The following is a 14814-nucleotide window of genomic DNA, read 5'->3' on the forward strand; positions in this document are numbered from 1 at the left end:
ATGAGAATATCAGTTGTTATTCCAGCGCATAATGAAGCAAGTACTTTATCACAAGTTTTAGTAGAAGTGGAGAAGCTGAAGCCGTATGAAATTATTGTAGTAGATAATGGATCGACAGATGGAACGAATGAAGTCGCATTACAGCATAGTTGCCATGTAATTTATTATAAACATTCTCTTGGTAATGATGTAGGAAGGGCAATTGGAGCTAGAGAAGCAAAAGGTGAAATTGTATTGTTTTTAGATGGTGACATCGTTATTGAGAGTAAAGAGCTACAACGTTTCGTGAAAGGAGTTCAGCAAGGGCATCAAATTGTTGTGAATAATTTAACATGGTCTGTTTATTTAAAGATGAGACCTCACTATACGACAGTTGGAAAATTCATGTTGAATCGTTATTTGAATAAAAAAGAGCTTGTTGTTGGTTCTTTAATCGCAATTCCACATGCGATGAATCGGGATGTTATTGAGAATCTTGGGTGGTGGAATTTAGCAGATCCAGCACTATTTCAAGCGATGGCGATGTCTAGAGGAGTAGATATTGCCGATATGGCTTCGGTCGATGTAATTCACACGAATAAGGTTCGTCCTGTGCATATGGGTACATCACCTGGTTCTCCTTATCCGAAGGCGACTAGTCGTATTATGGGTGATCATTTGTGTGCTTTGCAATACGTAATCGAAACATATGGTAAACGTGGCGGTTTTTCGGAGGGAAACAGGGATAGAGAGTTTATAGGGAAGTATAAACCAGTTTTATTACAAAAGGAAAAAGCGAAATACAGTGCTATTATACCCGTATCAGAAGAAAAAATGACTATAAGATCTGTCATACAGGAAGTGAAAAAGGCAGGTGTAGATGAAATTATAGTTGTTGCGAATGGAGCAGATGCCGAGACAATTAAACAAGCAAAGCTAGAGAATGTTATTGTAGTTGAATTCGAGAAGGCACTTGGACATAATGTAGCACGAGCGATAGGGGCTATGCATGCTACGGCAGATATTTGTTTATTTGTTGATGGTGATTTTGCTATTCCGGCAAAAAAGCTAATTCCATTTTTGCATGCTATTGAAGACGGAAATGATGTGGCGTTAAATGATTTGCAATGTTTGTTAGATATGTTTCACCCGGCAGATCCAATTAGTATGGGGAAATATTTCGTGAATTTGGTAGCGAAACGACCAGATTTATGGAACAACTCATTAACGGCAGTGCCACATGCTATGCATAAAAAGGTAATAGAGAAAATTGGATATGATTCCCTTATCATTCCGCCATTAGCTCAAATGAAAGCTATTTTAGAAGAATGCTCTATTACAGCAGTGGAATTTGTAGATGTTATAAAAACAAATCGAGTACGTCCAGAGCAACATGGGTTTGTAAATGGAAGAATTCCTGCATTTGATCGTATTTTCGGTGATCAGCTTGAGGCGATTGCTTATTTATTACAACATACGAATGGGCGCGGGAGTTTTACAGACGGAGAAAGGGATAGAGATATAATACTAAAATTGAGAAGGGAAGAAGAGAATATAGATGAATGCTAGTAGTAAAGTAACCATTATTGGATTAGGATATGTTGGCCTTCCTTTAGCGGTCCTTTTTGCAGAAAGAGGACATGCTGTACTTGGATTAGATAAAGATACTAGGAAGATAGAATCAATAATTAAAGGAGAAAGTTATATTCCTGATGTTTCTTCTAACGTATTACAAAATTTATTGAACGAGAGAAAATTAATAGTAAATACACCAGATAAAGGTGTTGCGGAGTTCCAAAATAGTGAGTATGTTATTGTGACTGTGCCAACGCCAATTAATGAGAATAAAGAACCCGATTTAAGTGCACTCGTTTCAGCCTCCCATTATATACAACAACACCTTCAAGAAGGACAAACCTTCATTTTTGAAAGCTCCACATATCCAGGTACACTGGAGGAAGTTATCATTCCGATTATTTCTCAAACAGGCAAAAAGGTAGGAGAAGATTATTATATTGGGTATTCTCCAGAGCGAATTGATCCAGCGAATAGCCAGTATTCAGTTGAAACAATTCCAAAAGTTATTAGTGGACAAACCGAGCAGTGTAAACAAAAAGTACAGGATTTGTATAGCACTATATTTGATGTAGTCGTTCCAGTTAGCTCTCCGAAAGTGGCCGAGATGTGTAAGCTATTTGAAAATATTCAGCGCTTAGTTAATATTTCATTAGTAAATGAGTTAAATATACTTTGTGAAAGTTTGAATATTAATTTTTATGAGGTGCTTGAAGCGGCATCTACAAAACCGTTTGGATTTACTCCGTATTGGCCAGGACCAGGAATAGGAGGACACTGTATTCCGGTAGATCCTTTATATTTTCAATGGAGAATAAGAAAGGCTGGAGCAATTAGTCAATTAATTGAGGCAGCACATGTAATTAATGAAGAAATGCCAGCGAAAATAATCGGGAAAGTAAAAGGTGTGGTGCAATCACCCGCAACGGTTTTAATAGTAGGGATTGCATATAAGAAAGATGTAAATGATTTGAGAGAATCACCGGCGTTGCCAATTATTCAATTATTAATAAAAGAAGGATACAAGATAGAATATCATGATCCGTATATTTCTACAGCGAAAATTGGAGATACACTATATCAATCTGTTCCATTAGATGAACAAAGAATTAAACAAGCAGATTGTATTTTAATTGTAACGGATCACTCTAGCATCGATTGGAATCTTTTTAAAGGGATTGAGCGATTAATAGATACACGTGGAATCGTAAAGAAGGTGAGTGTATGAGTGAAAAATGTTTAATTACAGGTGGAGCAGGATTTATTGGTTCGCATTTAGCTGAAGAGTTGGTGAAAAGAGGTTATGAAGTTACTATTGTGGATAACTTCTATAAAGGAAAAAATAAATATCATAATGAGTTAATGAAAGAGCTCCGGGTTATTCCAATAAGCGTTTTAGATAAAAATTCAATTTATGAATTAGTGAATCAACATGATGTGGTGTTTCATTTAGCTGCAATTTTGGGAGTCAAAACTACAATGGAAAAAAGTGTAGAGCTTATTGAAACAAATTTCGATGGAACGAGAAATATTTTACAAGCAGCGTTAAAAGGGAAGAAGAAAGTAGTATTTGCATCTACTTCTGAAGTATATGGAAAGGGAGAGCCGCCATTCTCTGAAGAAGGAGATCGTTTATACGGTGCAACTTCCAAAATACGTTGGAGTTATGCAATTTGTAAAACGTTAGAGGAAACATTATGTTTAGGGTACGCATTAGAAGGTTTACCTGTAACGATTGTTCGTTATTTTAATATTTATGGTCCAAGAGCGAAAGATGGTCCGTACGCAGGAGTAATTCCACGATTTATTCGTGCGGCTTTGCAAGGTGACGATATTCTCGTGTATGGAGATGGAAAGCAGACACGCTGCTTTACGTATGTAAGTGATGCGGTCGAGGCAACAATTCGTGCAATGGATGAGAAGGTAAATGGTGAAATTATTAATATAGGTTCTGAGAATGAAAAAAATATAAGGGTAGTAGCGGAAGATATAAAAAAATTAACGAAGTCTATTTCCAAAATTGTGCACGTTCCATTTGAGGAAGTATATCCACATGGATTTGAAGAGATTCCAAATAGAAGACCAGACGTAACGAAATTAAGAGAACTCGTTCAGTTTCAAGCGAAAGTAACGTGGGAACAAGGATTGAAAGAAACTATTAAATGGTTTCGTGAAGAAAACAATGGCTAAGTCGTTATCAGTTATTATTCCCGTATGTAATGAAGTGGATACGATTTCAGATGTGGTTCAATCGGTAAAACCATTGAATCCAGTAGAGATTATTGTAGTAGCAAATGGTTGTAATGATGGTACAGAAGCGACTGCTGAGAGCTTAGGATGTACAGTAATCCAGCATAAAGAGTCACTTGGTAACGACGTTGGACGCGCAGTTGGTGCAAAACATGCGATAGGTGATGTATTACTGTTTGTAGATGGAGATTTTGCTATTCAAACTTCAAAATTACAATTATTCCTTAATCCGATTTTACATGATCAGGCGGACATCGTTTTAAATAATTTGGACGCATTATTTTTAAAGAAACAAAAACCGCACTCCGTGACAGTATGGCGCCAAATATTAAATGCAATGTTAGAGCGTGAAGAATTAAAAATTGATTCTTTATTATCTGTACCTCATGCGCTGACGAAGGAAGTTGTGCAAAGTATTGGAGACGAATGTTTTGTTAATCCTATTGTGGCTCATCTACGCCTAGCACAAAGTAAATGGAGAATTAGTCGTCATTGTGCAATTGACGTTATTACGCCAAATAAATTTCGTCCATTCGAGCATGCTGCATATGGCACGGATCTTTCTCAATCTGAAAAACGAATGATAGGTGATCATATAGAAGCTGTAGCAGAGCGGATATTAGGCAGCGATGGGCGCGGAGGATATTATGATGGAAATAGGAAAAGAGAGTGTGTCTATCATACTCTAAATTTTGAAGATTTTTATCAAGGATGGGGCGTTACATCTAATTTGTATAAAGGAGAGCAATTATCGGTAATTATTCCTGTGCAAAATGAAGAGAAAACAATTGGAAACGTTATAGAAGAGCTTCGCAAAATTGAACCTTTTGAAATCATCGTTGTTGTAAATGGTTCGTCCGATAAAACGGCAACAATTGCAAAAGACAAGGGAGCAACAACAATTGTGTATAAAGAAGCACTTGGAAACGATGTGGGGCGTTCGCTTGGAACTTATTTTGCAAAAGGAGAAATTGTTTTATTTATAGACGGTGATTTTGTTATTCCAGCTAGTGAGCTATATCCTTTTGCAAAAGCTATTGCAGATGGAACGGATGTCGCATTAAATGATTTAAATCATTATTTAGATTTGAGAGTACCACTTCATCTTGTAACAGCATTTAAATATGCATTAAATTTAGCTTGTGATAGAAAAGATTTAGGAGTAGGCTCTCTTATTGCTGTACCTAATGCGTTTAGTCGTACTTGTTTGAAGGAAATAGGGTATAAATCATTATTGTCACCTTGTGTAGCACAAGTGAAAGCTGTACTTTCAGGTTTTGAAATCGCTTGTGTAAGTCGTATCGATGTTGATAAGATGAACCGTATTCGTCCCAGTGAACATTTCGCAAAAATAGGTCATCCTCCAGCTGTCCTTCGAATTATTGGTGATCATATAGAAGGATTAGAGCAATTAATTGCATTAACAAACAGTCGTGGTGGATTTTACGATGGAAATAGAAAAAGGGATGTTTTATAGTGGTAACAAAAAAAGTGTACAACGTATGTACACTTTTTTGCTCTGTTATAAAAACTATAACAGATTAGGAGATAAGAGTATTACAGCTCTACAATGGGTATCGTTCTTATATTACAAAATAGGACTCGTATATAAGAATACCAAAAAAATACAATTAAAGAAAGGGTTAATTATAAAGAGTTTTATATGAGGTTAACACTATGTATGTAGTAGTTTGCTCAATATTTCACAAACATGTCACAACTATTTCATCCACTTCCGAAAAAAAGTAGTATTCTAAGTGTGTAAGCTGTTATATAAAAAATCGTAGTCCTGTACTAATCAAAAATGGAGGAGATTAGGATGACTCAAGTATTAGAAAATGTAAAAAGCGCGTGGGAAAACTTTAAAGGTGAAAAATGGAAAGCAGAGATTGATGTTCGCGATTTCATTTTAAATAATGTAAACGTTTACGAGGGAGAAGACTCTTTCTTAGCGGAAGCAACTGAAGCAACGAAACAACTTTGGGATCAAGTAATGGATTTAACAACAAAGGAACGTGAAAACGGTGGCGTTCTTGATATGGATACAAAAATTGTTTCTTCTATTACATCACATGAACCAGGATATTTAAATAAAGATATTGAAAAAGTGGTCGGTTTCCAAACTGATAAACCATTTAAACGTTCTTTACAACCATATGGTGGTATTCGTATGGCAGAACAAGCTTGTGAAGCGTATGGATATGAAATGGATAAAGAACTTAGCAAGATTTTCAGAGACTGGCGTAAAACTCATAATCAAGGTGTATTTGATGCATACACACCAGAAATGAAAGCGGCTCGTAAATCAGGTGTTATTACTGGTCTTCCAGATGCATATGGACGTGGACGTATTATCGGTGACTATCGCCGCGTAGCGCTATATGGTATAGATCATTTAATTGAAGCGAAAAAAGCTGATTATAATTTAACTGGCGGTGTAATGAGCGAAGATACAATGCGTTTACGTGAAGAATTATCTGAGCAAATGCGTGCACTTCAAGAGTTAAAACAGATGGCTGCTTCTCATGGATTCGATATTTCTAAGCCAGCTACAAATGCACAAGAGGCCTTCCAATGGTTATACTTTGCTTATCTTGCAGCAATTAAAGAGCAAAACGGGGCAGCAATGAGCCTTGGACGTACCTCTACATTCTTAGATGTTTACATTGAAAGAGATTTAGCAAATGGTACTTTAACAGAAGAAAAAGCACAAGAAATTGTTGACCATTTCATTATGAAATTACGTCTTGTGAAATTTGCAAGAACACCTGATTATAATGAACTATTCTCTGGAGATCCAACTTGGGTAACTGAATCTATCGGTGGTATGGCGTTAGACGGTCGTCCGTTAGTAACAAAAAACTCATTCCGTTTCTTGCATACATTAGATAATTTAGGACCAGCACCAGAACCAAACTTAACAGTTCTTTGGTCTAAACAATTACCAGAGAACTTTAAAAACTACTGTGCAAAAATGTCTATTAAAACATCAGCAATTCAATACGAAAATGATGACATTATGCGTGCTGACTACGGTGATGACTACGGTATTGCTTGTTGTGTATCAGCAATGAGAATCGGTAAACAAATGCAGTTCTTCGGAGCACGTGCAAACTTAGCGAAAGCATTACTATATGCGGTTAACGGTGGTAAAGATGAAAAGTCAAAAGCACAAGTTGGTCCTGAATACGCACCAATTACTTCTGAAGTATTAGATTATGAAGAAGTTATGCGTAAATTCGATATGACAATGGAATGGTTAGCTGGTCTATACTTAAATACATTAAATGTAATTCACTATATGCACGATAAATATAGCTATGAACGTATTGAAATGGCACTTCATGATACAAATGTTCTTCGTACAATGGCAACAGGTATCGCTGGATTATCTGTAGTAGCAGATTCTTTAAGTGCAATTAAATATGCACAAGTAAAACCAATTCGTGATGAAAATGGTATTGCAGTTGATTTCGAAATTGAGGGAGATTTCCCTAAATACGGTAACAATGATGATCGTGTAGATGAAATTGCAGTAAATCTTGTGAAAACATTTATGAACAAGCTTCGCAAACATAAAACATACCGTAATTCTGTTCATACAATGTCAATCTTAACAATCACATCTAACGTTGTATACGGTAAGAAAACTGGTAACACTCCAGATGGACGTCGTACTGGAGAACCATTTGCACCGGGCGCAAACCCAATGCATGGCCGTGATACAAAAGGTGCATTAGCATCATTATTATCTGTAGCTAAATTACCATATGAAGATGCACAAGATGGTATTTCAAATACATTCTCTATTATTCCAAAAGCACTTGGTAAAGAAGATGATGTACAAGTACGCAACTTAGTATCTATGCTTGATGGATATGCAATAAAAGAAGGACACCACTTAAATATTAACGTATTTAACCGTGAAACATTAATGGATGCAATGGAGCATCCTGAAAAATATCCACAATTAACAATTCGTGTATCTGGTTACGCTGTTAACTTTATTAAATTAACTCGTGAACAACAAATTGATGTAATAAACCGTACAATGCATGAAAGCATGTAAGTGAAAAAAGTATCCCTCCGCTTTTAATATATAGCGGAGGGAGGCTGTTTCAATAAAGGAGGAAGTAACATGGTAAAAGGAAGAATACATTCTGTAGAGTCTTGTGGTACTGTTGATGGCCCAGGGATTCGTTATGTCATATTTACACAAGGGTGTTTATTACGTTGTCAATATTGTCATAATGCTGATACATGGGAAATCGGTAAAGGTAAAGAAATAACAGTTGAAGAAGTGATGCAGGATGTGACATGTTACCTTCCATTTATTGAAGCTTCTGGAGGCGGTATAACAGTTAGCGGTGGAGAGCCACTATTACAGCTAGACTTCTTAACCCAGTTGTTTAAAAAGTGCAAAGAAGCTGGTATCCATACAACAATCGATTCTTCTGGCGGTTGTTATTCTGAAGAACCAGAATTCCAAAATAAGCTAGATATTTTAATGGAGTATACAGATTTAGTTTTATTGGATTTGAAGCATATTGATTCAAAGAAACATCGTAAATTAACAGGGAAACCAAATGAACACATTTTACAATTTGCTCGTTATTTATCGGATAGAAAGAAACCAATTTGGGTAAGACATGTATTGGTTCCCGGTGTTACCGATGGTGAAGAGGATTTGCAAAAATTATCAAACTTTATTCAAAGTCTATCTAATGTTAAGAAAGTGGAAGTGCTGCCATATCATAAGCTCGGTGTTTATAAATGGGAGGCACTTGGACATAAGTATCCACTTGCGGATGTGAATCCACCGACAGAAGAAAATGTTGAACATGCAAAACATATTTTACAAGCAGTCTAACCTAAACATTTGGTTAGGCTTTTTGTTTCTTCATAATAAAATCTAGAGTATATATTTAGAAAAGAGTATACTGAAAAGGGAATATCCATATTTTTGTAAAGAATAAGCGGAGAAATTTACATAATTGTAAAGGGAAATCAAAATAGTAAAAAGAATTAAGAAGTAAAAGAGTGAGTATTATGGAATATAGAACATTTGTAAGTTATTGCGAAAGCTCTTATAGGAAAGTATAATGTAAAGATATGAGCACAGATAGGATTAAGGGGTCAATCTTATATGCTTTGCATATCCACGACAGATACATAGCTAACAGGAAAGTATTAGAATCCGAGTATGTAGTTTTTAAGGAAAATGTTTTTCCTATTGTCGTATATGCAATATGGAGAAACAAAAAGCTAGGAGTGGATTTGTTTGATAAAAAACCCCAAGGTTTTAATATTAACTGCACATTACGGTAACGGTCATGTGCAAGTGGCAAAAACATTAGAACAAACATTTCGCCAAAAAGGAATCGAAGATGTAATTGTATGCGACTTGTTTGGAGAATCACATCCAGTTATAACCGATATTACAAAATATTTATATTTAAAAAGCTATACGGTAGGAAAAGAATTATATCGTTTGTTTTATTATGGTGTAGAGAAAATTTATGATAAAAAAATAGCATCTTGGTATGCGAATTTTGGGAGAAAGCGTTTGAAGACGCTATTACAGGTGGAGAAACCGGATATTGTTATTAATACCTTTCCAATCATCGCTGTACCAGAATTGAAAAAGCAAATAGGTATTTCTATTCCTGTTTATAACGTATTAACGGATTTTTGCGTGCATAAAATATGGATCCATCGAGAAGTAGATCGTTATTTTGTAGCAACCGATCATGTGAAAAAAGTGATGGTTGATATCGGTGTACCTGCAGAACAAATTGTTGAAACAGGGATTCCGATTCGTAGCAGTTTTGAGCTAAAGATAAATCCAGCAATTATATATAATAAATATCAGTTATGTAAGGATAAAAAGATGTTACTAATTGTAGCAGGTGCTCATGGTGTGCTAGGGAGTGTAAAAGAGCTATGCCAGTCATTTATGTCAGTACCAAACTTACAAGTAGTTGTCGTTTGTGGGAAAAACGAAGCTTTAAAGCAGGATTTAATGGAACTACAGGAACAAAGTTCTGATGCTTTAAAAGTATTTGGTTATGTTGAAAACATTGATGAATTGTTCCGTGTTACTTCTTGTATGATTACGAAGCCAGGTGGTATTACATTAAGCGAAGCAGCAGCATTACAAGTACCTGTCATTTTATATAAACCTGTCCCAGGACAAGAGAATGAAAATGCGTTGTATTTTGAAAAAAAAGGGGCTGCAGTTGTAATTCGTGATGATAGTGAAGTTTTTGCAAAAACAGAGGCGTTATTACAAGATGATATGAAGCTTCTTCAGATGAAAGAAGCAATGAAAAGTATTTATCGTCCTGAGCCAGCTGGTCATATTGTGGATACAATTTTGGCAGAAAATCATGCAGAGCCGAATCATATACCTATTAAATCACCAGTTCTTGCCGAATCTTTTACTTAATATGAAACCCTCTTTTAAGCATTTAAAGAGGGTTTTTTTTATTGTTGTAAAAAAATAAACGTGAATTATTAACTTATCCCGCAAAAGCCCGATTGGTGAGGGCTAATAATCAGTGGGGATAAACAAAACTCCCACTGATTAAAGTTTCACTTTATCCACAAGGGATTACGCTTTCATTAGACAGTAAAATCGGAATATTAACAGCTATATCCACATAATCCACAATTTTTAGAAAATTATCCACAATTCTCACGTTTAGAATTCATTTAAATAAATGAATTCGTAAAATACTTTTGTAATTTATGCACAATTCTACGGTTTTTGTGGATAAGGTTGTCCACAAAAAAGGTTCCTTATAAATAAGGAACCTTTTTTGCTAATTCATTGGAAAATCTTATGTAATGAAACTGAATAATTAGGGGGGAAACCTTCTAATTATTCAGTTTCACTTTAAATACTTTTTGAGCGATAGCCCGCTGCACGATCTGCTTTTCGAAATTCTCGCTGATAGAGAACTTCTTGTGTACTAGATAATGTGTTTTTTGCTTTATCACGTTTCTTTTTATCCATTACAAATCACCTCGTGTCCTAAAGTCACTATCTATCGTTTCCAAAGACATAGGGTGATATACATATATGTCAAACTAGTAATGATTAATTATCATTTCTGAATTTTTAGATTACGCTTCTTTTAATTGGTGTGCTTCTTGGAATGTTGTATCTCGCATTGTTGCAAGTGTATACTGATCTTTTGGAATTTCATATAAATTATATACTTCTTCATGCGCGTTAATTTCATCATAAACGGCTTTTCTTGTTTCGTTTGCTAGATTTACATATTGTAGTTTTTCGGCAGCTTTAATAGACCGAATATTTATTTTACGAATACGCATAAAAATCGTTTCAATATCTAATTCATAGAAAAGTTCGCTAAAAAATGAATCTTTCGCCAATTTATTATATCCTTTACCATGATATGGTTTGCCAAGCCAAGTTCCGAGGAATCCAGCTTTTTCTTGCACATCAAATAAAGTAATTGTGCCGATGGGGTTACCCCATTCATCTAAAATTGTGCGTGAGATTAATTCTCCACGTTCTTCGGCTTCGATTGTTTGTTTCGTTAAAAATAAATATTCTTCATAAGAATAGGCCTTTTGACGCACAAAAGGGAAGACAGCAGGATCCACCATTAATTCGTATAGAACGTGGCTGTCGTGTAAGTCGCGTTTTTTCAACACACTAACTCCTCCTCACACGAGGGTAGCATGACGAAAAAGCACCCACCCTCGAAATTTTTATATCAATCTTTAAAAAATTTCGGGGTGGGAATCGAACCCACTAGAACCAGTTTCTAACGCTGGTGGCGCACCATTTGCCTTCCCCATTCATCAATTTGAAAATGATAATCACGACACAAATTGATTATGGTTTCATTCAGTTTATAATCGTATAATACTGTATCTAGTCAAAAAAATAAACTAGTTTTTTTTATTTTTTTTGTAAATTATTTTTCCGTCAATCATAGTGAGTACAGGCTTGGCTAAATAATGGAAAGGATGATGTGTCCATAACACGAGGTCAGCATCTTTTCCAACATCAATGCTTCCAATTCTATCCTCCAAACGTAAATTTCGAGCTGGGAAAATAGTGATTCCTTCCAACGCTGTTTTCTCATCTAATCCTTCTCTTACTGCAATGGCAGCGCAAACATTTAAATATTGAATTGGTGTATAAGGGTGGTCGGTTGTAATAGAAACTTCTACTCCATTTTTCGATAAAATATGATAAGTATCCCACGTTTTGTTTTTTAATTCAATTTTTGAACGTCGCGTAAGAGTAGGTCCAACTGAAACTTTTAAATTGTGTTTCGAAAGCTCTTCAACAATAAAGTGTCCTTCTGTACAATGTTCAATACGTAAATCAAGATTGAATTCTGTCGCAAAGCGTAAAGCTGAAGTGATATCATCTGCGCGGTGAGCGTGGATACGTACCGGTATTTCTCGGCGGAGTGCTTTTAAAATAGGTAGCATTCGAAAATCAGCTTCATGCCCGTAGTGTTGTGCGTCATAGAATGATTCACGAAGTAACCCCATAATTCCCATACGTGTTATTGATTCTTTTGTGCCGTTGCTATGGAACTTTTTAGGGTTTTCTCCAAAGGCAATTTTTAAACCAGCAGGTTCCTGAATAATCATATGATCAATACAAGTTCCAGCAGTTTTTATTACGCAAGTAGTACCGCCGATAATGTTTTGGCTTCCGGGCATCACGTGAACAGTCGTAACACCATTTTGTACAGCGTCTTGAAATGCAATATCAAAAGGATGAATCCCGTCTAAAGAACGGATATGTGGTGTTGAAACTTCGGATGTTTCATTTGCATCATTACCAGCCCAACCAGTACCTTCATCGTAGAGGCCAAGGTGAGTATGAACATCAATAAATCCAGGCAAGAGATGAAGAGCTCGTGCATCTATAACGGTCATATCCTGAGTAGTATCAATATGAGGTTTGACCGCGGCAATGCGTTCTCCTATAACGAGTACATCTCCTTGAAACTTTTGGGATGTAATAGGATATACAATGGCTTGTTTGAGCAATATTTTCATAGAGACCTCATTTCCGTCACCTTGTAATGTGTAGAATAGGTTTAGACAAAGTAACTGAAAGGTTTTTCGTGTAGTAATGCTCCGGTGTTTAAAAAGTAAGAAGTCTTGGAGGAGATAGACTACCCGTAAAACTGTATTTTAAAAGTACTACATTGTATGCAAGAGGATATTTTGTAATGCATGGTTAACTGTTGGAAATGTGTATTGATATCCATGTTTAATAGCTTTATTGGGTAATACATGTTGCCCTTCTAATACAAGTATACTCATCTCACCGAGTAAAGCGCGAAGTACAAATGAAGGAACAGGTAGCCAATGAGGTCGCCCAGTTATAGTGGCAATAATTTCACCGAACTCTTTCATCCGTATTGGCGTTGGCGCTGTAATATTAAAAGGTCCGTCAATTTCTTTTTTGTGAATGATGAAATCAATCATGCGAACGACATCGTCTATATGAATCCATGATAACCATTGGTTTCCAGATCCAAGTGTACCGCCGATATATAATTGATAGGGAAGTAGCATTTTTGGAAGAGCTCCTCCATCTGCGCCCAATACGACTCCAAATCTTGTGTAGACAGTTCTTATTCCAATGGAGCGGGCTTTAGATGCTTCTTGCTCCCACAAATATACTGTGTTTGCTAAAAAGTCATCTCCTGGAGTCTCTTGCTGTTCTGTAAAAGATTCGGTTTCAGATGTCCCATAGTATCCAATGGCACTTGCATTAATAAATGTGTGTGGCTTTGTTTCAAGGGTTTGTAATTGTTTAATGAGTCCTTTTGTTGTTTGAATTCTACTGTTTAAAATTGATTCTTTTTGTTTTTTTGTCCATCTACTATTAATAGATTCTCCAGCTAGATTAATAACTACATCGATAGAGGAGAGAGGGAAGGTCTGTAAATCCGGTGTCCACTGTACGTATTGAAGGTTAGTTTGTGAAGTTTCAGCAATTTTTTTTCGAGTAAGAATGTAAACAGTAAATCCCTTTTGAATAAAAAAACTAGAAAGGGATTTGCCTATAAAGCCAGAGCCACCAGAAATTGCGATTTTCACAATTATTTCCTCCTCATTATATATATTCTTGAAAAGCAAAAACGTTCCTTGACTATGTTAAAATAATAGAGAGGTGAGAGTATGACTGTCATTACAAAAATAGAAGTGCAAAAACGATCGAAAGAACGATTTAATATTTATATTGATAAAGGTCAAGGTGAAGAGTACGGGTTTAGTGTGAATCAATCAATCTTAATGAAACATGGGTTACAAAAAGGCTTAGAAATTGATGAAGTAGCGTTAGGGAATATTTTGTACAATGAAGAGGTACAAAAAGCATATTTACAAGCGATTTCCTATTTATCCTATCAAATGAGAACAAAACAAGAAATAGAAGATTTCTTACGAAAAAAAGAAGTGGGACAGGCCATCATCTCTGAAGTCGTTTCGAAATTATTACATGATCGATACATTAATGATAAAGAGTACGCTATTTCATACGTGCGAACGCAAAGTAATGTGAATCAAAAAGGTCCAACTGTTATTAGGAGAGGGCTATTAAGTAAAGGTGTTCAGGATTTAATCATTACACATAGTTTACAAGAGTATCCAAAGGAGAAGCAAATGGAGAATGCTTTGTTTCTTATAGAAAAGAAGAAAAAATCTTATCAAAAGCATTCATTTTTACAAATGAAGCTAAAGTTAGATGAAATGCTTGTTCGTAAAGGATATTCTAGAGATGTGATTCAAATTTGCTTGGAAGAATTGAAAGACGAAAAAGATGACGAACAGCAAGAAGAAGCGTTACACTATCATGGGAATAAATATTATGAGAAATATAAGAAGTATGATGGTTGGACATTCGAAAATAAGGTGAAGCAAGCGTTATATCGAAAAGGATTCTCTATTGATGAGATAGATATATTTTTACAAATGAAACGTGAAGAGGGATGAGGAAAT

At 35.6% G+C, this 14814-nt stretch carries 13 protein-coding genes; 9 read left to right on the forward strand and 4 right to left on the reverse strand.

Translation table 11 applies throughout. The features are described 5' to 3' along the window. From NSS97_RS02445 to NSS97_RS02480, 8 genes are all read left to right on the forward strand, one after another. Entirely contained in the window at nucleotides 1-1548 is a 1548-nt protein-coding gene (locus NSS97_RS02445; protein WP_341111434.1) for a glycosyltransferase family 2 protein, read from the forward strand. Continuing rightward, complete coding sequence (locus tag NSS97_RS02450) at nucleotides 1538-2782, forward strand: nucleotide sugar dehydrogenase (protein ID WP_012260272.1); 1245 nt, start codon at nucleotides 1538-1540, stop codon at nucleotides 2780-2782. Before NSS97_RS02445 ends, NSS97_RS02450 begins: the two co-directional genes overlap by 11 nt. Beyond that, a complete protein-coding gene (locus NSS97_RS02455) occupies nucleotides 2779-3744 on the forward strand; it encodes an NAD-dependent epimerase/dehydratase family protein (protein WP_002140285.1) in 966 nt (321 codons plus the stop codon). Before NSS97_RS02450 ends, NSS97_RS02455 begins: the two co-directional genes overlap by 4 nt. After that, a complete protein-coding gene (locus tag NSS97_RS02460) occupies nucleotides 3737-5281 on the forward strand; it encodes a glycosyltransferase (protein WP_131929381.1) in 1545 nt (514 codons plus the stop codon). Before NSS97_RS02455 ends, NSS97_RS02460 begins: the two co-directional genes overlap by 8 nt. After that, nucleotides 5253-5471, forward strand: a complete 219-nt coding sequence (locus tag NSS97_RS02465) for a hypothetical protein (protein ID WP_107887833.1) — start codon at nucleotides 5253-5255, stop codon at nucleotides 5469-5471. The genes NSS97_RS02460 and NSS97_RS02465 overlap by 29 nt, the downstream gene beginning before the upstream one ends. 152 nt (nucleotides 5472-5623) lie before the next feature. Continuing rightward, entirely contained in the window at nucleotides 5624-7873 is a 2250-nt protein-coding gene (pflB, locus tag NSS97_RS02470) for a formate C-acetyltransferase (RefSeq protein ID WP_078176012.1), read from the forward strand. A gap of 69 nt (nucleotides 7874-7942) precedes the next feature. After that, on the forward strand, nucleotides 7943-8674 hold the full coding sequence (gene pflA, locus NSS97_RS02475; RefSeq protein ID WP_002010313.1) for a pyruvate formate-lyase-activating protein: 732 nt from the start codon (nucleotides 7943-7945) through the stop codon (nucleotides 8672-8674). Nucleotides 8675-9085: 411 nt separating this feature from the next. After that, nucleotides 9086-10252 (forward strand): diglucosyl diacylglycerol synthase, encoded by a 1167-nt coding sequence (locus NSS97_RS02480; RefSeq protein WP_002139554.1) that lies wholly within the window; start codon nucleotides 9086-9088, stop codon nucleotides 10250-10252. A gap of 450 nt (nucleotides 10253-10702) precedes the next feature. Here NSS97_RS02480 and NSS97_RS02485 read toward each other — a convergent pair whose 3' ends face one another. From NSS97_RS02485 to NSS97_RS02500, 4 genes are all read right to left on the reverse strand, one after another. Further along, nucleotides 10703-10822: a YfhE family protein gene (locus NSS97_RS02485; RefSeq protein WP_000358484.1), complete on the reverse strand. Its 120-nt coding sequence runs from the start codon at nucleotides 10820-10822 to the stop codon at nucleotides 10703-10705. Between the two features lie 110 nt (nucleotides 10823-10932). Next, nucleotides 10933-11490 (reverse strand): GNAT family N-acetyltransferase, encoded by a 558-nt coding sequence (locus NSS97_RS02490; protein WP_002091129.1) that lies wholly within the window; start codon nucleotides 11488-11490, stop codon nucleotides 10933-10935. A gap of 240 nt (nucleotides 11491-11730) precedes the next feature. After that, on the reverse strand, nucleotides 11731-12861 hold the full coding sequence (locus NSS97_RS02495) for an amidohydrolase (RefSeq protein WP_002010318.1): 1131 nt from the start codon (nucleotides 12859-12861) through the stop codon (nucleotides 11731-11733). Between the two features lie 147 nt (nucleotides 12862-13008). Next, nucleotides 13009-13914 carry a TIGR01777 family oxidoreductase gene (locus tag NSS97_RS02500; protein ID WP_341111439.1) on the reverse strand — a complete coding sequence of 302 codons (906 nt, stop codon included), beginning with the start codon at nucleotides 13912-13914 and terminating at the stop codon, nucleotides 13009-13011. An 81-nt stretch (nucleotides 13915-13995) separates the two neighbouring features. Here NSS97_RS02500 and recX point away from each other — a divergent pair, with 81 nt between their 5' ends. Continuing rightward, entirely contained in the window at nucleotides 13996-14808 is an 813-nt protein-coding gene (recX, locus tag NSS97_RS02505) for a recombination regulator RecX (RefSeq protein ID WP_002125056.1), read from the forward strand. The last annotated feature ends 6 nt before the right edge of the window (nucleotides 14809-14814 follow it).

The sequence above is a fragment of the Bacillus sp. FSL R12-0074 genome (assembly GCF_038005725.1).
Lineage (GTDB): Bacteria > Bacillota > Bacilli > Bacillales > Bacillaceae_G > Bacillus_A > Bacillus_A mycoides.

What these genes read in the sequence shown, in the direction of transcription:
- NSS97_RS02485 (WP_000358484.1), bottom strand. Translation starts at nt 10,822, where the DNA reads ATGGATAAAAAGAAACGTGATAAAGCAAAAAACACATTATCTAGTACA.
- NSS97_RS02495 (WP_002010318.1), bottom strand. Translation starts at nt 12,861, where the DNA reads ATGAAAATATTGCTCAAACAAGCCATTGTATATCCTATTACATCCCAA.
- NSS97_RS02450 (WP_012260272.1), top strand. Translation starts at nt 1,538, where the DNA reads ATGAATGCTAGTAGTAAAGTAACCATTATTGGATTAGGATATGTTGGC.
- recX (WP_002125056.1), top strand. Translation starts at nt 13,996, where the DNA reads ATGACTGTCATTACAAAAATAGAAGTGCAAAAACGATCGAAAGAACGA.
- NSS97_RS02445 (WP_341111434.1), top strand. Translation starts at nt 1, where the DNA reads ATGAGAATATCAGTTGTTATTCCAGCGCATAATGAAGCAAGTACTTTA.
- NSS97_RS02465 (WP_107887833.1), top strand. Translation starts at nt 5,253, where the DNA reads ATGGAAATAGAAAAAGGGATGTTTTATAGTGGTAACAAAAAAAGTGTA.
- pflA (WP_002010313.1), top strand. Translation starts at nt 7,943, where the DNA reads ATGGTAAAAGGAAGAATACATTCTGTAGAGTCTTGTGGTACTGTTGAT.
- NSS97_RS02460 (WP_131929381.1), top strand. Translation starts at nt 3,737, where the DNA reads ATGGCTAAGTCGTTATCAGTTATTATTCCCGTATGTAATGAAGTGGAT.
- pflB (WP_078176012.1), top strand. Translation starts at nt 5,624, where the DNA reads ATGACTCAAGTATTAGAAAATGTAAAAAGCGCGTGGGAAAACTTTAAA.
- NSS97_RS02455 (WP_002140285.1), top strand. Translation starts at nt 2,779, where the DNA reads ATGAGTGAAAAATGTTTAATTACAGGTGGAGCAGGATTTATTGGTTCG.